We start from the raw sequence: 18,388 nt of genomic DNA, 5'->3' as shown, positions 1-18,388 counted from the left end.
CAAAACCTTCTTATCATCGTTTGTTTTTGCTTAAAAGCAGATGAATAGCCTCTATCCTAAAGTGGCGTTTATCAATAAGAGGGATTTTTTTCATGTTCATACTCAATAAAACGGCCTGTTGGATGAGTCTTATTTGTGCACTCCCAAGCTATGCAATGACGATTCAAGTCGATCCTCTCGACAGCTCCGGATACGTGGTATCTCGCGTGGAGTTACAAGCCATTGAGCAGCAAAAAGCGGCGGATCCTATGTATGCGATTTGGTCACAGGCTTTACGAACAGCACCTAATAGTTTAGTCGACAGTATTGAGCCGGGGTTGGTGAGTAATCCAGACAATGTGAAACGGGTGGAACGGGTTTTTCCTAAACATGAGTGGAACTTCCTCACTCATATGGCCGCACCTGAATACACCTATACCCGATTTTTAAGAGCCATCGGCAAGTTCCCCGCCTTTTGTGGTGATTATGATGATGGACGTGATGCCGATGCTATTTGTAAAAAGTCGGTGATCACGGCTTTTGCACATTTTGCTCAAGAGACCGGGGGCCATATTGCGAAAGATAATATTTCTGATAATCCACTCGGACTGGAAGAGTGGCAGCAAGCGCTTGTCCATGTTCGGGAAATGGGCTGGTCGGAAGGGCAACTTGGTTATACCACAGGATGTGGACAATATGACTGGCAAAACCGGAAATGGCCGTGTGGTGATGGTCAAGGCTATTTTGGTCGTGGTGCCAAACAGCTTTCTTATCATTTTAACTACGGTGCTTTTTCCGAAGTGATGTTTGATGGGGATGCTTCTGTATTATTGAATAATCCCGGATTAGTCGCGGACTCTTGGCTTAACCTCGCTTCTGCGATTTGGTTCTTTTTAACCCCTCAAGCACCTAAACCAGCAATGTTGCACGTTATCGACCGTACTTGGACGCCTTCTCAACGTGAAATCGATGCAGGAATTGGTTATGGATTTGGTACCACCATCAATGTCATTAATGGTGGAATTGAGTGTGGCGAGCAAAACAAAGATAAAGGTCAGCCGGTTAACCGGATTCGTTATTGGGAAGGTTTGGCTGAGCATTATCAGATCCCGATTGAAACTGATGAGCTGAATACTTGTTGGCAACAAACGCCTTATGGCAGTTTAAACTTGAATGGTGCAACGGATGTCCTTTACACCAATTGGGACGGCAATTGGCGTTATTATCCTGATCGTCCCGGTGGTTACTCTTTTGAGTGTAATTTAGTTGGCTTTCAAACCGCCTATTCAGCTCTGGTTGAAGGCGATTATGAAAAGTGTGTGACCAACTATTATCAGTCTCACGCCAGTTGGCCTAAAGTGCGGGTGGTGGAACAATTAGAGTCAACCGAGCCTGAACAGCCAGATGAACCACCGGTTGAAGGAACTGAGCTATGGCAAGCCAGTAAGGTTTACTATGCTGGTGATCGTGTGACCTATCAAGGAGTGGTGTATCAGGTGAAATGGTGGTCGCAAGGTGATGTACCAACAGCGGGTGATCCTTGGATGGCGATTACACAGCCCTAGATAAATAGCGTTATCTTTAAAGTAACAGGCGATATAGATTAACTCATATTGCCTGCTGCTTTTCTCGATAAAAGGCAGGAGAGGAGCATCAAGGTTGCAAAAATGAAAATAAATTGTGTTAAGCTAGGTCAACATATGCCACGGTTTTTGTATATTCTCAGCATGGTTTTGGGATCGTACTTAACAATGGTTTCTGATGACCTATTAGCGGATTAATTGCGTATTAGGTTATGCCTATTGACTGACTGATACCTGATATTCATGACTTTTTTACCACAACCTTCCCACCGCCTGATTTTTTTTGCCGCTTTGATTGCGGTTTTTTTTGTCGCTTTTCCTAGCATCAGCGTGGCTAAACTTGCTCAATTAACCCAATGGAGTATTGAGCAGTTTGACGATCAAATTATCCTCCTTTCCAGCTTGGCTGTTGTCTTGTGTGTCGTACTTTGTTTTAGTCCAATCGGTAAAAAAACACTCGGTGATGGTCAGCCAGAGTTTTCTTTTACGACGTGGTTAATCATGCTCTTTACCACCGGGATGGGTTCGGGATTGATTTTTTGGGGCGTTGCGGAGCCGATTTTCCATTTTAATCATCTGCCAAGTATCGATTATCAAGGCGATCAAAAAGATCTCGCTTTAGCCTTAACTTATTTTCACTGGGGAATTCATGCTTGGAGTTTGTATGCGCTCGCTGGGTTAATGATGGCGTGGCTGGCTTATGTACAAAAAAGACCGATGCGAGTCAGTGCGTCATTTGTTGGTCACAATAAAGCGGGGTGGTTATCCAGCATTGACCTAATTGCAGTATTGGCGATTTTATTTGGGATTGCTGGTGTGTTGGCCAATACCATGGCGCTGGTTGAGCAGGGGATACGTAGTGTTAGTGGTTATCAAGGGGATTTAACCGTATTGCGGATTGGCTTGACGGTCTTGCTTGGCGTGTTATTTACTGCATCAAGTGCGTTAGGCTTACAAAAAGGTATTAAGCAACTCAGCCGTTTTAACGTTTTGTTGATGTTGATTTTATTTGCCGTGGTGTTTGTTTATGTTGATACCTTAGCGGTTATTCAGCGCCTATTGAGTTCTTTAGTCACCTATATCAACATTCTGCCGCAAGTCTCGTTCGGTGCTCTGGGAGAAAATAAAAGCTGGAGTCAAAATTGGACGGTGATTTATCTGGTTTGGTGGATAGCGTGGACGCCGTTTGTTGGGCCATTTATTGCTCGCATTAGCCGCGGACGAAGTATTCGACAATTTTTGTGTTGTACCGTGCTGATCCCTACACTTGCTTCTGTTTTGTGGTTCTCTGGCTTTGCTGGTGCAATATTCGATAGTCTTTATCTACAAGAAGTCATCACGGCAGTGAGTGATGATTACACCAAAGGCTTATTCGTGTTTTTCTCTCATCTTCCTGCGAGCAATCTATTAGCGATAGTGGCGCTGGTATTGTTACTGACGTTTGTTATTTCAAGTGCTGATTCGGCTATCTATGCCGCTGGCATGCTGACCAATGATCAACGTTTGACCAGTAAGATCAGTTGGTCAGTGATTGTGGTCACTTTAGCGATTGCCTTGGTTACGATTAACGATGTTGATCTCAATAAACAGATAGCCATCGCAGGGGCACTGCCGTTTACGTTTGTATTAATTGCACAAGCTTGCTTTACCTTGCTAACTCGCGGCTCATCCTCAGCTCAAGCCGCCGAACCAGAGGGCCAAAATGACTTAAGCTGAGTTATTCTCGGTCATGAATTGAGGACGGAGACTGGTCGATGATTAGACGTCAGCTCCATCCTTGACTGCCCGTCTCTGAGTAATCAGGGAAATCAGGGATATCATCCCTTACTACTTGAAGTGGCTACGTTCGTTGGTACTTATCACATCACACATCACACATCACACATCACACATCACATCGTATAGCTATGTTCATGGAAACGCACTTACTTACCCAATAACCTTTTATTTCAAGGACTTTGGCTATCTATTTTACATGTAACAAAAAGTGTATAAGTGTAATCTAAGTTTTCATTAATGGTTTTTCCTTTTTGACGACTTGTTCACTAAACTTCGCGCGTAATTTTTATTAACATTTTTGAAGGTAATGTGAATGTCGACGCAACTTGCTAACCCTGCGCCGCTTGGCTTGATGGGTTTTGGTATGACAACAATTCTACTTAATATCCATAATGCTGGTTTCTTTCCTATTGATTCAATGATTTTGGCAATGGGGATCTTTTATGGTGGCCTTAGCCAAGTGATTGTTGGCATCATGTGCTTTAAACGCGGCGATACTTTTGGTACCACTGCGTTTACCTCATACGGTTTATTTTGGTTAACTTTAGTTGGTCTATTAGTGATGCCATATATGGGACTGCCAGCCAGCCCGGCTCATTTTATGGGCTGGTATTTAACGTTGTGGGGCATTTTTACTGGTTTTATGTTTATTGGTTCACTGTGCTACCCAGTCGCTAAACAAGTGGTGTTTGGTTCGTTAACTATCTTGTTTGCTTTACTGGCGCTGCGTGATTTTACCGGTAGTGAGCTGATTGGTACGATTGCTGGTTTTGAAGGTATTTTCTGCGGTGCGAGCGCGATTTATTTTGCGATGGCGCAAGTGATCAATAATGAATATGGCCGAACCGTATTACCGATTGGTGCTAAGCGTAAAGCGGCGGTGGTCGCTGAGCCAGTTAGCGCTTAAATCTAATATGGTCCATCAAAGCTGGCTCAGGCCAGCTTTTTGCGTTTTATGGCCATCAGCACACACTGCCACCGATGATTTGCCTGTCTTGTTTGCTGTGATGACAAGTTTGAATCATGACTCGTACGGCTGCTATGAGTGGTTCTAATCCTAAGCTGGGTAATGATGGATTAGTCGCTGGAACTTGTTCTGGTAATGCTGGGATATGGATAAAGCCACTCGGAATATCATGTTGAGATAAATAATGCTGAACAGCATAAAATAGATGATTACAGACAAAGGTTCCTGCCGAGTAGGATACTTCGGCGGCGATCCCTGCTTGCTGTAAATCCTCCACCATGGCTTTGACCGGCAGGGTAGTAAAGTACGCCGCTGGTCCATCGGCAATAATGGCTTCATCGATCGGTTGATGACCAGCATTATCGGCTATCCGGTAGTCATCAAGATTAATGGCTACTCGCTCAGGTGTAATGGCGGCACGTCCACTGGCTTGCCCGAACATCAAGACTAAATCGGGTTGATGGGTCTTAATTGCATTGATGGCAACTTCAGCGGCTTGATAACGGACCACGGGCAGAACACAACCTATCACCTCGACCCCTGTTACGTGTAGCTGTTCTTTTGCGTTGAGTAATGCCTGCGATGGGTTAAGGCTATCCTCTCCAAAAGGCTCAAAGCCGGTGAGCAGTACTTTAAACATCCATGTAAATCCTTATAAATCGGGGGGGCGGAACAGTTTATCTTGCGCTCGGTTTTTATCACAATCAGCATTATGCAAATATAAAAAAGGGTTAGCAATCGCTAACCCTTGGTACTGTTTTTTGTTTTTATATACAGCAAGTTGTGTTTACAAAGCGGCCTTACTAATTAGGTACTTGGCAGCTCGGTTGCTTTACCTTCAGGTTCAGCGGTGGGAGCTTGGCCGGTTTTACGTAGGTATTTCTCTTCCCAATAAGTGGCATTTTTAATGCCAAGCTTGACGGGGTTGAAAGTAAATTCTTCAACGCCTTGCTTTTGTTGTTCTTCATAATCTTTTAGCGCCACGATGGTCGGTTTAGCCAAAAAGAAGATAATTAAAATACCAACAATATTGAGCCATGCCATTAGCCCTACACCAACGTCGCCGAGCGCCCATGCAAGGTTAGCCGTGTTGATACTACCGTAGAACACCACAGCAACCATGGCCACTTTAAGCAAAAACATAGCACTACTGATTTTGAAGGTACGGCGAATGTAGGCAATGTTAGTCTCTGCGATATAGTAATAAGCTAAAATCGTGGTAAACGAGAAGAAGAACAGTGCCATAGCAACGAATGGCTTACCAATCCCTGGTAGGGTGGTTTCAATCGCCATTTGAGTAAAGGCTGGGCTGTTAGCAGCAATGTCGGCTGGTAAATTTTGCAGTATCATCCCCTCAGCACCGTGAACATTATAAGCACCGGTGATGAGAATCATGAAAGCAGTGGCTGAACAAACCAGTAAAGTATCAATATAGACAGAAAATGACTGAACTAATCCTTGTTGCACTGGGTGTTGGACACTCGCTGCAGCTGCAGCATGAGGCCCTGTGCCTTGACCTGCTTCATTAGAATATACGCCACGCATCACCCCCCAACCGATAGCAGCACCAAAGCCAGCCATAGGAGTGAAAGCATCACCAATGATCATAATGAAGATTGCGGGAACTTGAGTGATATTTAAAAGAATGATGATAAAGGCGAGGATAACGTAAGCCAGAGCCATAAAAGGAACGACAAACTGAGTAAATTGAGCAATACGCTTAACGCCACCGAAAATAATGAAAGCCAGCACAATACAGATTAATGCACCGGTAAAGATCTTCGCAAAACTAAAGGTGCCCATGGCTGTTTCGACCATGTCTCCAGAGCCAAACGCCATTTCAACCGCATTACCGATACTGTTCGATTGAATACCTGGCAGTAAAACCCCACAGGCTAAAATAGTCGCAATGGCAAAGATCCACGCATACCATTTTTGACCCATGGCTTTTTCAATGTAATAAGCCGGTCCACCACGGAACTGACCAGTATCTTTGTCTTCTTCTTTATAAATTTGCGCTAAGGTCGACTCTGCATACGCGGTGGCAGCACCAAAAAAGGCCACCATCCACATCCAAAATACTGCGCCTGGCCCACCAAAACCAATCGCAGCAGCGACACCAGCGATATTACCTGTCCCGACTCGACCGGATAAAGATACCGCCAATGCCTGAAAAGAAGATATTCCTTTTGATGAGCTTTTACCTGACAGTAACAAGCGCCACATTTCGGTGAAATGACGAACTTGTACAAAGCGAGTATTGATTGAGTAGAACAAACCAGCGCCAAGACATAAATACACTAGGGCTGGGCTCCAAATTATTCCATTAATAAAATCAACAAATGACTGCATGAAAGTTTCCCTGTTAACGAATTGTTGTGTTTGTTTTGCATCCACATCTTAAATCTCTTGTAACTATTTTGTTAACTGGTTTTTTCTTTCTTGTGTGTTTGCGTGGCTTTGATCACATAAATATTCTTAACATGTTAATTTTTAGTGATGTTTCGTGCGGAGATGATAGACGCTAAACAAAAATGGCTCATACACCATAAGGGTGTTGAGCCAGAGAGGAGCTGAAAATACGATTGATTAGACGCTCATGGTCTTATGATACTGCTTGACCGTAGCGAGACACGTTGAGTTCACTGGTTTTTATTTTACTTGGACGTTGGCTGATAATATCAGCCAGCAAACTTGCTGAGCCACAAGCCATCGTCCAGCCTAATGTGCCATGACCAGTGTTAGTATAAAGATTGTCGAGCTTGGTTGCGCCGATGATCGGTGTGCCATCAGGAGTCATCGGGCGAAAACCGGTCCAAAATTCCGCTTGTTCGAAATAACCGCCTTGAGGGAAGAGATCCTTCACCACCATTTCAATCGTGGCTTTACGCGCTTCGGGAATTGAAGGGTCAAAACCCGCTAATTCAGCCGTTCCAGCGACGCGAATACGCTCATCAAAGCGGGTTAGGGCAACCTTATAGGTTTCATCCATCACAGTAGATTGCGGAGCAAAATCGGCGTCACGGATCGGTACGGTTAATGAATATCCTTTTACTGGATAAACGGGGAGATCAATGCCAAATGGTTTGAGTAGCGCCGGAGAGTAGCTGCCCATCGCAACCACATAAGCATCGGCTTTAAGTAATCCCTTATCGGTTTGGACACCAGTGATCTTATTGCCTTCGCTTAGTAAGCCTTGCACTTGAGTATTAAACTCAAAGCGTACCCCTTTCGATTTTGCTAACTCGGTTAATTGTTGGCAAAACAGATAACAGTCACCAGTTTCGTCATCGGGTAAATACAGGCCACCAACCAGTTTATCTTGAACGGGCGTTAATCCTGGCTCTTGTTTTAAACAGCCAGCGACATCCAGCAGTTCGAAACGAGTACCACTTTCTTCCAGCAACTGCATGTCCTTTTCAACCGCTTGCAATTGTTTTTGTTTCCGAAACACTTGCAAGGTACCTTTTTGGCGGCCTTGATATTGAATATCGTAATTTTTATTCAACTCAATCAAACACTCTCGGCTATGATTGGCAATCGATAACATGCGAGCTTTATTGATTTGATAACGAGATAACTGGCAGTTCGCCAGCATTTGGGTTGTCCAATTGAGTAATTTTGGATCAAGTGATGGTTTAATTTTCAGAGGGGCGTGTTTCTCCAGTAGCCATTTAATGGCTTTTTGCGGTACACCAGGAGCGGCCCAAGGCGAAGAATAACCGTAGGAAACTTGCCCTGCGTTAGCAAAACTGGTTTCTTCTGCACTTCTGGCTTGACGGTCGATAACCGTCACACTGTGTCCCGCTTGTGATAAATACCAAGCACTGGTTAAACCAATCACACCACTACCTAAAACAATAATTTCCATGACAACCTCCAAATTAACAACGTAAGTAGTTTCTTTGCTTTACCTTTTGTTAACAATCGATAAAAATTATCATCAGTGTTTAGTTTTTCTAAAAGCCATAGCCATGTTAAAGAATACTTACCTTGCTGGATTACATACCTTTGTACAGGTTGCTCATCATACCAGTTTCAGTAGTGCGGCCAAAAGTTTGCACATTACGACGGGCGCGATTAGCCAACAATTATTGCAGCTTGAAGCGCAATTAGGTTTTAGTCTTTTTGAACGGCACTCACGAGGAGTACGGTTGACCGAAGCGGGGCAAACCTTGTTAGTGGTTGTTCAACGTAGCTTGCAAGATATTGATAGTACAATTGAGCATCTTAACCAACGAGCCAATCGACGTGAGATACGTTTAAAACTCACCCCATCATTTGCTTTTAAATGGTTGGTGCCTCGGCTGGAAGACTTTTATCGTCATCATCCTGATATTCAAATTCAAACCTTCGCGGAAGGAGCATTGGTAGATAGCGATCGGCGCGATTTTGATCTGGCGATTGACTACGGGCCGTTTCCTTATTCTAAAGCCAACGCAGAATTATTATTGGAAGAGTATTTATTACCAGTGATGAGCCCGGCTTATCTGGCGGCTCATCCTGATTTAATCACACATGAACGTCGCCCATCGGCGTGGCGCGAGGTCGTTTTGTTGCATGATGCGATGCCATGGGCAAAAGCGGCGCGAGATTATGAGTGGTTGTACTGGGCTTCGGAAATGGGCATTGAATTGGCGACGCATCAAGGCCATTTTTTTAATCGAACCGACATGGCCATGTCGGCGGCTGAGGCGGGCGTTGGTATCGCGATGGCAAGGCTGGCTCTACTGAGTAATGAATTAGAACAGGGCAAATTAGTCACGCCATTTGAGCCAATAGCCGCGAACGCTGGTTATTACTTTATTGTTCATAATCAAACAGAAACCACGGCGATTTTCATTGAATGGTTAAAAGGGCAAGTTTATCGAGCTGATTAATCGATACGATTAGCGATGGCTGCTGACTCTGTAGTGATATGCACTGGCGAGTAACGATGAATCAATCTGATCGTTCAAAAATCTTAACCAAGTTGCTGAAAAACTCAGGCTAGGTTTCATCGCTACGCCCCGTATAATAGTGAGAACTTGTCCTACTTCGAAAAGGAGTGAATGATGTATCACGCTCATGTTTATTTTGATTTATCTCAACAGCCATTCGCTTATGCTTTGCAGCAAACCATCATTGCTGAATGCCGCGAGCAGATTAGTGCCATCTTTCCCTTGGTCCCGCGTTTGGTTGGCCCCCATCGCAAACCGATGTTTGAAATTCATTTTTCTGAACAGCAAAAATCCTTTATTGATTGGCTGGATAATGCGCGTGGCCCTTTGAGTGTCTTGATTCATCCTGTTTCTGGTGATGATTGGCATGATCATAGTGAACATCAAGTGATGTGGCTAGGTGAGAACCTCGGTGTCAATCAAGAGACGTTGCGTTAGTTGGTCCGCTTTCTAAAGGAACCGTTGTTGCTAGTGTGAGATAAATGATAAAAAAATCCGTTCGCGCTTAATTTTAAATTGACTTTCAATTGGTTGATCAATAATATTTAGCGCGAAAAATAACCCGGTTGATGCAATTTAACGCTATACTTTAAGCGTTAAACCGAGTAACAACCGATCCCTTTTAATTTATCGAGGTACAATAGAAACCTATGGACTCGTCGAGTAGTCGAATATCACAGTATGGTCTTTTCGATGGTTCGAAAACACCAACGGTTTCTTGCTAGCCTGTCGCTAAATTCTCTTTAGCTGTTGTCAGGCGGTAACTACCCTTGGCAAAGCGAACTCTTTCCTTCCATCGTTAATTCCATACGTTAATACTTTGCGCAGTAAGGCAACGTTTGCCCGTGCGTAACCTATGACTGATGCTCACATGTTGTGAGCCGACACGTCGTGCTTCGCAAACCCATTGTTGCGCTAAGCGTTTTTCGTTTAGGCAAAATTTGTGGTTGCGATCACCAGGTTTCTTTGTCCTGAGCCCAACTCAGGAGAGACAAAGATGACAGTTTTTCGTACGCATTACATCGCTGATGTAAAAAAAGCCCGTACCCCAGTGCAACGCGCAGTATTAAGCCACGCTAAGCGTGATTTTTTCTGTGTTAGTGACCAATTACAGGTGCAAGAAGTGATCACCATGCTCAAAGCGAGCCCGCTGTTTTCTTCTTCCGTTCATGTTATTGCGTTGATTAATGATCGCGCTGAGTACCAAGGTTTGGTGTCTATTAGCCGTTTATTATGTGCTGATAAAACTCAGCCTGTCACAGCGCTGGTACAAGGGGCTAATCATTATACTTTTGCCTTAAGCGAAGCTTATCCAGCCGCATTACAACTGAGAAAAAGCCAGTGGCCCGTGCTACCAATTTTGGATAGCCGCCACCGTGTTGTGGGAGTATTGGAATTAAACGCTGCCCGCGCGATCATTCGTCACCAACTTGAACTTAATGATCAAGGTGTGGCTAAAACGTCATCTGGCTGGAAGCGCTTTGTGCGTTTTTGGAAGCACTAAGGGAAGAGCACGATGTCTGTTTCTATCATGACTCAAGAGCTGTTGGCACTGCACATCAGCCATAATCAAGCCGCGATGCTACGTTTTATCGACCAACATCCTTTGGCGGACTGTGCTGAAGCTTTTGCGCAGTTATTAACTGAGCAACAATTAACGGAACAAGAGGTATGCCAACTGCTCGCTTTACTGCCATTAGAAAAGCAAGTGGCTCTGTTTGGTTATTTTAGTTTAACGTGGCAAGAAAAGTTGGCTGAGCAAATGGATGCTCAGCTTCTTACTCAATTAGCTGAGCTGATGCCACACGATGAACGAGCCGATTTATTGACTCAGTTGGAGCCCGAGCTTCAGCAGCAAGTATTAGAGCAAATGGATAGCGAGGAGCGTTCCGACATTCAAAGGCTGGTTGCTTATCCAGAGGAGAGTGTCGGTGCGGTGATGACCTCTGATTTTGCTGTGCTCGCTGCTGATTATACGGTTGAACAAGCGATGCAAAAATTGCGCAGCATTGCTAAGCAAACCGAAACCATCTATCAGGCTTATGTGGTCGATGAGCAGCAGCGTTTACAAGGTACGGTGTCACTACGCGATTTAGTGATTTCAGAGCCTAGTTTAACCGTGGGTAAGATCATGACCCGAGTGTTGATTTTTGTCCGAGTCGATGAAGATCAAAACGTCGCGGCACAAGCGATCAGTAAATATGATTTACTCGCTTTACCCGTTGTCGATGGACAAAATCGCTTAGTGGGTATTGTAACTTATGACGATGCGATGGATGTGGCTGAAGAAGAAGCTGATCGCCATATGCACAAATCGGCAGCGGTCGATTTCACGGGTAATTTAAAAGAAGCCTCAGTGGGATTAATGTACCGTAAACGGGTCTTTTGGTTAGTCTTGCTGGTATTCGGTAATCTTTTTTCTGGCGCAGGGATTGCCCATTTTGAAGATACCATCCATGCCTATGTGGCGTTGGTCTTCTTCTTACCGCTACTTATCGACAGTGGCGGTAATGCGGGATCTCAGTCAGCCACCTTGATGGTGCGGGCACTGGCTACCGGAGAAGTGATTGGTAAAGATTGGGCAAAAATGCTCGGTAGAGAGGTGATGATAGCGGGGCTACTCGGCGTAACCATGGCCGCCGCTGTGTCGATGCTTGGTTTATGGCGCGGCGGGCCAGAGATTGCTTTAGTCGTGGCAATTACCATGCAAATTGTGGTGATTGTTGGCTCGGTCGTTGGTATGTCACTGCCGTTTGTTCTTAGTAAACTGAAGTTTGATCCTGCTTCCGCTAGTGCGCCATTGATCACTACGATTGCCGATGCGGTGGGAGTCATCATTTACTTCTCCGTAGCAACCATGATTTTGGATTTCCCACCAACGGTTTAAGTGGGTTGATAGGCTGGGAGCTTTGGCATTGCTATCGTTTGTCAAGGCTTCATAGTCCTAGCAAGGAGAGTAAATCATGTGGGAAATGTTTGATTTTATCCTGCCGCTCATGTTAGCTGCAGGTTTAGGGGCCATGGTTGGGCTTGAGCGTCAATGGCATCAACGCATGGCCGGGTTGAGGACCAACGCTTTAGTGTCCCTTGGTGCCGCAAGCTTTACTTTGATGTCGATGATGGTTGATGGCGATGCCAGTCCAACACGCGTGGCAGCGCAGGTGGTCTCAGGTATCGGTTTTCTCGGTGCCGGCGTCATAATGAAAGAAGGAGCCAATATTCGCGGCTTAAATACCGCGGCTACTTTGTGGTGCTCTGCCGCGATAGGAGTGATGATTGGTGCCAATCAGTGGTCAGGCGCGGTTGCGGTGACGATCGTTATTTTGGCCACCAATACCCTATTACGACCATTAGTCAGGTTTATAAACCATCGCCCCGTCGAGTCCGTTCAACAAGCGGAATGCTGGTGGCAATACCGTTTGGAAGTGGTTTGTTTAGAGAGTGATGAAGCGCATGTTCGAGCTTTATTATTGCAAGGCGTCTCTTCGGGGGCTTTGCAATTACAAAAGCTAGAAAGTGAAACATTAATCCAAGATAAACAGACTCAGGTACGTGTCATCTCTTCGGTGATGGCAACACAGCGGACTGATTCACACATCGAACGGGTGATAGGTCGCTTAAGTTTAGAGCCGACCGTTTCTCTGGCGAGTTGGCAAGTTGTGGAGGCTTAACTCGCTGTCGTCTGGATAAGTGAAGCGACTTTGTCATTTACAACGTTCATCAGGCTATTTTGTCGACGTCTATTTTCTTAGCGCGCAGTCAGAATAGCCTGATTTTTCTTTCTCTTCGCTCTAGTTGTCTTATAACTGTGCTAAAATCAGCCATTTGCATGCTATTCATCTCATTATTATTTTATCTCTCAATATCTTTAGTCGCTAAGAGCAAAGAGCATGTCATAAGATAAAACAATAATGACGTTGATTCATGCTCACGTGACAACAAAAAGAGTATTTAGATGTCAATCAATATCATGACTCAAGACCTCATGGCGCTGCACATCAGTCAAAATGCCGAGGCTATGGAACGCTTTGTTGAAGAGCACCCACTGGCTGACTGCGCAGAAGCCCTCACCGAATTACTGGATAATCAAAGTTTAACTGCTAAAGAAGCGGGACAATTATTACTGCTGATTTCGTTAGAAAAACAAGCGGCTCTATTTGGGTATTTTTCCTTGCGCTGGCAAGAAAAGCTCGCCGAAGAGCTTAATGCGCAAGAGCTCGCACAAATGACGGAGCTCATGCCCCATGATGAACGCGCCGATTTACTGACCCAATTAGAGCCCGAGTTTCAGCATCAAGTTTTACAACAAATGGATGCGGAAGATCGGCGTGATATTCAGCGTTTAGTCTCTTATCCAGAGGAGAGCGTCGGGGCATTAATGACCTCGGATTTCGCGACGCTCGATGCCCATCAAACCGTTGAAGAAGCCATCAACCAACTACGGAAAATCGCCAGCGAGCGAGAAACCATTTATCAAGCTTACGTTGTTGATGAACAAATGCATCTGCAAGGTACGGTTTCCCTGCGTGATTTGATGATTTCTGAGCCAAGTCTAACGGTTGGCAAAATCATGACTCAAGTGCTGATCTTCGTGCGGGTGGATGAAGCGCAAAATGTCGCCGCGCAAGCGATCAGTAAATATGACTTACTCGCTCTTCCGGTCTTGGATCAACAAAATCGCATGGTCGGTATTGTGACTTATGATGATGCGATGGACGTTGCAGAAGAAGAGGCCGATCGCTCGATTCATAAATCTGCCGCGGTTGACTTCTCCGGTAACCTAAAAGATGCTTCCGTTGGATTGATGTATCGTAAGCGCGTGTTTTGGTTAGTTTTGCTGGTGTTCGGTAATCTCTTTTCCGGAGCGGGGATCGCCTATTTTGAAGATACGATTCAAGCCTACGTTGCGCTGGTCTTTTTCTTGCCATTATTGATTGGTAGTAGTGGTAACGCCGGGGCGCAGTCGGCAACCTTGATGGTTCGAGCTATCGCAACCGGTGAAGTGATTGGTAAAGACTGGGCGAAAATGCTGGCTAAAGAACTGTTTATCGCCGGTTTACTGGGTATCACTATGGCGATTGCCGTCTCGCTGCTTGGTTTATGGCGCGGCGGTCCAGAAATTGCTCTAGTCGTAGCGCTAACCATGCAAATTGTGGTGGTGGTTGGATCGCTAGTGGGGATGTCACTGCCATTTATTCTCAGTAAACTTAAGTTTGATCCGGCATCGGCCAGTGCGCCACTGGTTACCACTATTGCCGATGCGGTCGGAGTTATTATCTATTTCTCAGTCGCCACCAGCATTTTAGATTTTCCTGCGGTTGGCTAAACTCGCTTGATTGAGGCTCTAAATAGAGCCTCTTTTCTTATCCCCAAACAACTGGGATATCCTATAACTTCACTTCAACCCATATTAGGCGATGGTCGGAAGAGACATCTTTACCGTCCCCATAACGGCCCAAACGCGAGTCATTCATTAAACGATAGCCCACTTGATCAGACGCTGGCCAATACACACCTGAATCAATAACCGTTAAGTTGGCCGAAGGCAGAGCATAATCAACGCCTAAGCCAAAAGTGGACGTGATTCGCTGCGGATGGGGATGAGTTAATGATCGCTGCGCAGCAAATTCAGCGGCACCAAGGCTACTTGGGTAAAGCGTCCCTTGAGTCACCTTTTGATTGAGTAACGGATCGGCATGCAGTGCTTGCATTATTTCACTGAGCCCATCACCGGCGACCGGGTCGAGATTTAAATCGCCCATGATGACAAACTTCTCATTGTTGGCTAATCCGCCAGTCTTACCAGCATCATCATAAAAATAGGGCTGATTTTGTATGTAATGGTGCCAAAACTGCACTTCTGCTGCGTTTTGTTGCTGATTTTTACCAGGGTCAAAGACCGGAGGCGTCGGATGAGACATCAGTAAATGGATCACTTGCTCCCCATCGGCCGTTGGAATAATAATCGGCGCATCTACATGGTTTTTAGACGATAAACGTACCTGTTGCCACTCTGCATCACTATACCAAGGGTCACCGCACACCATGCCCTGAGGGATATTTTGTGAACCATCACAAATAGTAATGGCAGGAATGTCAGCATTGGGCATATCTTTCCATTTAAAGTGCTGGAAGGTGCGCGTTTGGCTCGCATCAATCGGGTACTTAGACAGTAAAGCAAACGCGTATTGGCCGTGATAAAAACCAAATCCCCAAGCATCGCCTGGCAACAGACCTTTTTGGCCATTGTTATCTAAATCAAACTCACTCAATAGCCCGGTATTAGTGGCGTAAGCTTTAGCAAACGGATAATCAATTGGCTCTAGATCGGGCTCGCCTCCCGCGCCTTGTCGGCTTTGCGCGACAGATAAATAATTGTTTTGAAAGCCGATCAGCGCCGAAGTATCTTCACCAGTGCCATCATTATTAAATTCCGCCATCATCAATACATCAGGGCGATTGTGTTGAATAACCGCCGTGACATTGCGGATCTGGATAACGTTTTGCGCTAATTTCTTGTCTTTTTGATCAATCTTGCCCGCTAAGTAAGCTTCAACCAAAGCTTGCTGCTGAGCAGGTTCTACCTGCATTTCAGTCACCAGTTCTGCAAAGGTGTTACGGTCAAAAGAGAGATTATAGGTAGCAATTTTAAGCGTTTTTTCAGGTGTTGCCATGGTATCGATATCCTGATTACAGCCCAAGAGCAGTGCGCTACTGAGCAGCAAAGCGGTCGGAGTAAGTCGCATTTTTTTCATTATTCACACCATAGAGTAACTGTCTATTCAAAATCAAAACAAAACCGATTTAAACGATACAGACAGATAAGACACATTGATTCGTTATCTGAATGGTAAGGATATGCTTACCTGTTGTAAGTGATAAAAATCACGCCCAAGATGTAATAAGCTTCTTGTTTGTTTATTTTTGTGTGACTGGTGCCAACTTTGGTTAGGTTTGGTTTATTTTTTAGGTCCTAAAACCGGATTTAGGACGCATTAGAAAGCGCGATATCAGAATCTAGCTCTGAAGATTATCATTTATAAAGGAGCTGATTATGCGTTGGTTTTGTTCATTTATTACTCTGGTACTGATGTTACCATCAAGTATTGCGGCTACAGAAATTGGCTTCCAACAAAAGGTTATCAGCCAATCTTTAGAAAGGCCCTTATCTATATCCATCTGGTACCCAGCTAAGCCGTCCAATCAAATCACTTTGATTGCTGATAATCCAGTTTTTCAAGGTAATCCAGTGATAGAAAATGGTGCAGTAAATACCGCTTCTGCCCCTTTGGTGATGCTTTCTCATGGTTATCGAGGTAACTGGCGAAACCAGCATTGGCTAGCGGTGAAGTTGGTTGAGCAGGGTTATGTTGTTGCAGCGGTTGATCACCCTGGAACAACGACACTTGATTCATCTCCTCAACAAGCGGCGCAATGGTGGCAAAGACCGAAGGATTTAAGTCGGCTGCTTGATTATTTATTGTCTGATGAGCAGTGGTCCGGCGTGATTGATCGTACGAATGTGACTGCGATAGGCCATTCTTTAGGTGGCTGGACCGTGTTACAACTGGTTGGTGCTCAGGTAGATCGCGCTTTTTTTCATCAGCAATGTCTTTTGTACCCAAACCCTAGAACTTGTGGGTTGGCAAAAGAGCTAGGATTGGCCGAGTCACAACCCAATGAACCTTTGTCAGCAAGGTTACACGATGAGCGTATTAAGCAAGTAATCAGCTTAGATTTAGGTTTGGCGCGCAGTTTTTCCTCCTCTAGTCTTCATAAAATAAAAACACCTGTTTTGATTTTGGCGGCTGGCATTGATATTGGTGATTTCCCTCAAACTCAAGAGTCAGGTTTTTTAGCTGAACACATACCGCTACTATCACGGCGTTATAAAGTGTATGAGCAAGCGATGCATTTTAGTTTTTTACCCATTTGCAAGCCTGGTGCAATCCATTTACTTGAAGAAGAAGTGCAAGGTGACGGTATCATTTGTAAAGATGGAAGAGGCATAACGCGCAGCGCCCTTCATCAAAGCATATTTGCTGATATTTTCTTATTTCTTGGGCAAAGACCGTAGATTAAGCTTGATATGTTTAAGAACGGCTTGAGAGTCATTATGACAATGAACTTCGGTAGCCACTGGGCGTTTGCCCTGTGATACGTGAAAACTCACGATGGAAATTGGATTTAGTTTGAAACCCTGACGCTAAATAAACTTCGGTGATCGACATATTACTGGTTAAGAGCAGTGATTTAGCATGCTCTATTCTAAATGAATTGATCACTCTAGATATATTTTCTCCGTACACCTGATTGATTGCTTGAGAAAGTGGCTTCGCTGGAACTCCGAGCTGCTTTGAGAGCCGCGCTAGAGTTAAATCAACATCCTTATACAGTTCTTTTTCTGTGAGTAAGTGGCTGAGCTTGTCACAAATCTGTGTTGCTTCTTGCTTACTCATTGATAACGAGGATGATTTTATTTCTGTTAGTGAGGGCTGTGTTATCGCGTTATTTGTTGCCTCAACCACGGTATGCTGACTAGCGATAGTTACCGTTGTGACGATTCCTGCGATCAGGGCGAGATAGCTAAAGGATAAAATAAGATTGATGTGCGCTGCACTGTTACGAATTAAATCATAACTGATCATCCCATCAATCAGAGCTGACATTAGTAACAAAAGTCCCGCAGCTCTTTGAGCAAATAAAACCGTGGTAATTCGATTGAGGCGGACATGGGTTGGTATTTTTAATGATTCTTTTATGAGCAAAAGTCCGTAGGCTAAATAAAGACAAATCAAAACAATATCAATAGCGATTAACCAAACTCGTGATGGGTTGATGGAAGCAATTGCGACAATAATAGGACCAAGCCAGTGGAGATATTTAGTATTTACGTGCTGAGTTTTAGAAAAGCAAAGCCAGGCTGCGACAGGTAACATCGCACCGAGAATAGGTTGAACGCAGCGTAATAAAGCAATATCAAATGTCCACCTTAATCCGACGACAGTGGTCATCGCTGCACAAAGTATACTGAACCAAAATACTCCAGACTTTAGCCAGTTACTTTTGGGGCGCACTAATAGGGCGGTAATGATAAATAGCAAAGATGCTATAAAGGGAAGCGGGACGGCAAGCATTAA

At 44.7% G+C, this 18,388-nt stretch carries 15 protein-coding genes; 10 read left to right on the top strand and 5 right to left on the bottom strand.

Annotated elements, in window-relative coordinates; all coding sequences use genetic code 11:
• The first annotated feature begins 92 nt into the window (after positions 1–92).
• The 3 genes from CAG60_RS07740 to CAG60_RS07730 all read left to right on the top strand — a co-directional run bounded on the left by CAG60_RS07740 (position 93) and on the right by CAG60_RS07730 (position 4,248).
• Positions 93–1,544 (top strand): glycoside hydrolase family 19 protein, encoded by a 1,452-nt coding sequence (locus tag CAG60_RS07740; protein ID WP_161438674.1) that lies wholly within the window; start codon positions 93–95, stop codon positions 1,542–1,544.
• Between the two features lie 261 nt (positions 1,545–1,805).
• On the top strand, positions 1,806–3,278 hold the full coding sequence (locus tag CAG60_RS07735) for a BCCT family transporter (protein ID WP_161438673.1): 1,473 nt from the start codon (positions 1,806–1,808) through the stop codon (positions 3,276–3,278).
• Between the two features lie 376 nt (positions 3,279–3,654).
• Complete coding sequence (locus tag CAG60_RS07730; protein ID WP_154168954.1) at positions 3,655–4,248, top strand: acetate uptake transporter; 594 nt, start codon at positions 3,655–3,657, stop codon at positions 4,246–4,248.
• 55 nt (positions 4,249–4,303) lie between these two features.
• Here CAG60_RS07730 and pcp read toward each other — a convergent pair whose 3' ends face one another.
• From pcp to CAG60_RS07715, 3 genes are all read right to left on the bottom strand, one after another.
• On the bottom strand, positions 4,304–4,948 hold the full coding sequence (gene pcp / locus CAG60_RS07725) for a pyroglutamyl-peptidase I (RefSeq protein ID WP_161438672.1): 645 nt from the start codon (positions 4,946–4,948) through the stop codon (positions 4,304–4,306).
• A 167-nt stretch (positions 4,949–5,115) separates the two neighbouring features.
• The gene (locus CAG60_RS07720; protein WP_161438671.1) at positions 5,116–6,660 is read right to left on the bottom strand and encodes an alanine/glycine:cation symporter family protein; all 1,545 of its coding nucleotides are present in this window, start codon (positions 6,658–6,660) and stop codon (positions 5,116–5,118) included.
• Between the two features lie 253 nt (positions 6,661–6,913).
• Positions 6,914–8,179 carry a D-amino acid dehydrogenase gene (locus CAG60_RS07715; protein ID WP_161438670.1) on the bottom strand — a complete coding sequence of 422 codons (1,266 nt, stop codon included), beginning with the start codon at positions 8,177–8,179 and terminating at the stop codon, positions 6,914–6,916.
• A gap of 103 nt (positions 8,180–8,282) precedes the next feature.
• Here CAG60_RS07715 and CAG60_RS07710 point away from each other — a divergent pair, with 103 nt between their 5' ends.
• From CAG60_RS07710 to mgtE (CAG60_RS07685), 6 genes are all read left to right on the top strand, one after another.
• The gene (locus tag CAG60_RS07710; RefSeq protein ID WP_158137971.1) at positions 8,283–9,188 is read left to right on the top strand and encodes a LysR substrate-binding domain-containing protein; all 906 of its coding nucleotides are present in this window, start codon (positions 8,283–8,285) and stop codon (positions 9,186–9,188) included.
• Positions 9,189–9,362: 174 nt separating this feature from the next.
• Positions 9,363–9,686, top strand: a complete 324-nt coding sequence (locus tag CAG60_RS07705; protein ID WP_158139017.1) for a DOPA 4,5-dioxygenase family protein — start codon at positions 9,363–9,365, stop codon at positions 9,684–9,686.
• Between the two features lie 559 nt (positions 9,687–10,245).
• Complete coding sequence (locus CAG60_RS07700; protein ID WP_072668742.1) at positions 10,246–10,752, top strand: hypothetical protein; 507 nt, start codon at positions 10,246–10,248, stop codon at positions 10,750–10,752.
• Between the two features lie 12 nt (positions 10,753–10,764).
• Positions 10,765–12,135, top strand: a complete 1,371-nt coding sequence (gene mgtE, locus CAG60_RS07695) for a magnesium transporter (RefSeq protein WP_202598546.1) — start codon at positions 10,765–10,767, stop codon at positions 12,133–12,135.
• A gap of 76 nt (positions 12,136–12,211) precedes the next feature.
• Entirely contained in the window at positions 12,212–12,919 is a 708-nt protein-coding gene (locus CAG60_RS07690; protein WP_158137975.1) for an MgtC/SapB family protein, read from the top strand.
• A 284-nt stretch (positions 12,920–13,203) separates the two neighbouring features.
• Positions 13,204–14,574 (top strand): magnesium transporter, encoded by a 1,371-nt coding sequence (gene mgtE, locus CAG60_RS07685; RefSeq protein WP_154168936.1) that lies wholly within the window; start codon positions 13,204–13,206, stop codon positions 14,572–14,574.
• A 61-nt stretch (positions 14,575–14,635) separates the two neighbouring features.
• On the opposite strand, the gene CAG60_RS07680 is transcribed toward mgtE (CAG60_RS07685), so the two are convergent.
• The gene (locus CAG60_RS07680) at positions 14,636–16,003 is read right to left on the bottom strand and encodes an endonuclease/exonuclease/phosphatase family protein (RefSeq protein WP_161438669.1); all 1,368 of its coding nucleotides are present in this window, start codon (positions 16,001–16,003) and stop codon (positions 14,636–14,638) included.
• Positions 16,004–16,302: 299 nt separating this feature from the next.
• Between CAG60_RS07680 and CAG60_RS07675 the strand changes: the two genes are divergently transcribed.
• Entirely contained in the window at positions 16,303–17,325 is a 1,023-nt protein-coding gene (locus CAG60_RS07675; RefSeq protein WP_161438668.1) for an alpha/beta hydrolase family protein, read from the top strand.
• Positions 17,326–17,362: 37 nt separating this feature from the next.
• On the opposite strand, the gene CAG60_RS07670 is transcribed toward CAG60_RS07675, so the two are convergent.
• Positions 17,363–18,385 carry a helix-turn-helix domain-containing protein gene (locus CAG60_RS07670; protein WP_161438667.1) on the bottom strand — a complete coding sequence of 341 codons (1,023 nt, stop codon included), beginning with the start codon at positions 18,383–18,385 and terminating at the stop codon, positions 17,363–17,365.
• Positions 18,386–18,388 lie beyond the last annotated feature (3 nt).

It is taken from the genome of Vibrio sp. V33_P6A3T137 (genome assembly GCF_009904835.1).
Taxonomy (GTDB): domain Bacteria; phylum Pseudomonadota; class Gammaproteobacteria; order Enterobacterales; family Vibrionaceae; genus Vibrio; species Vibrio metschnikovii.
This window is presented reverse-complemented; position numbering and strand designations above follow the sequence as displayed.

What these genes read in the sequence shown, in the direction of transcription:
- CAG60_RS07740 (WP_161438674.1), top strand. Translation starts at nt 93, where the DNA reads ATGTTCATACTCAATAAAACGGCCTGTTGGATGAGTCTTATTTGTGCA.
- pcp (WP_161438672.1), bottom strand. Translation starts at nt 4,948, where the DNA reads ATGTTTAAAGTACTGCTCACCGGCTTTGAGCCTTTTGGAGAGGATAGC.
- CAG60_RS07675 (WP_161438668.1), top strand. Translation starts at nt 16,303, where the DNA reads ATGCGTTGGTTTTGTTCATTTATTACTCTGGTACTGATGTTACCATCA.
- CAG60_RS07735 (WP_161438673.1), top strand. Translation starts at nt 1,806, where the DNA reads ATGACTTTTTTACCACAACCTTCCCACCGCCTGATTTTTTTTGCCGCT.
- CAG60_RS07715 (WP_161438670.1), bottom strand. Translation starts at nt 8,179, where the DNA reads ATGGAAATTATTGTTTTAGGTAGTGGTGTGATTGGTTTAACCAGTGCT.
- CAG60_RS07720 (WP_161438671.1), bottom strand. Translation starts at nt 6,660, where the DNA reads ATGCAGTCATTTGTTGATTTTATTAATGGAATAATTTGGAGCCCAGCC.
- CAG60_RS07690 (WP_158137975.1), top strand. Translation starts at nt 12,212, where the DNA reads ATGTGGGAAATGTTTGATTTTATCCTGCCGCTCATGTTAGCTGCAGGT.
- CAG60_RS07705 (WP_158139017.1), top strand. Translation starts at nt 9,363, where the DNA reads ATGTATCACGCTCATGTTTATTTTGATTTATCTCAACAGCCATTCGCT.
- CAG60_RS07680 (WP_161438669.1), bottom strand. Translation starts at nt 16,003, where the DNA reads ATGAAAAAAATGCGACTTACTCCGACCGCTTTGCTGCTCAGTAGCGCA.
- mgtE (WP_154168936.1), top strand. Translation starts at nt 13,204, where the DNA reads ATGTCAATCAATATCATGACTCAAGACCTCATGGCGCTGCACATCAGT.
- mgtE (WP_202598546.1), top strand. Translation starts at nt 10,765, where the DNA reads ATGTCTGTTTCTATCATGACTCAAGAGCTGTTGGCACTGCACATCAGC.
- CAG60_RS07710 (WP_158137971.1), top strand. Translation starts at nt 8,283, where the DNA reads ATGTTAAAGAATACTTACCTTGCTGGATTACATACCTTTGTACAGGTT.
- CAG60_RS07670 (WP_161438667.1), bottom strand. Translation starts at nt 18,385, where the DNA reads ATGCTTGCCGTCCCGCTTCCCTTTATAGCATCTTTGCTATTTATCATT.
- CAG60_RS07730 (WP_154168954.1), top strand. Translation starts at nt 3,655, where the DNA reads ATGTCGACGCAACTTGCTAACCCTGCGCCGCTTGGCTTGATGGGTTTT.
- CAG60_RS07700 (WP_072668742.1), top strand. Translation starts at nt 10,246, where the DNA reads ATGACAGTTTTTCGTACGCATTACATCGCTGATGTAAAAAAAGCCCGT.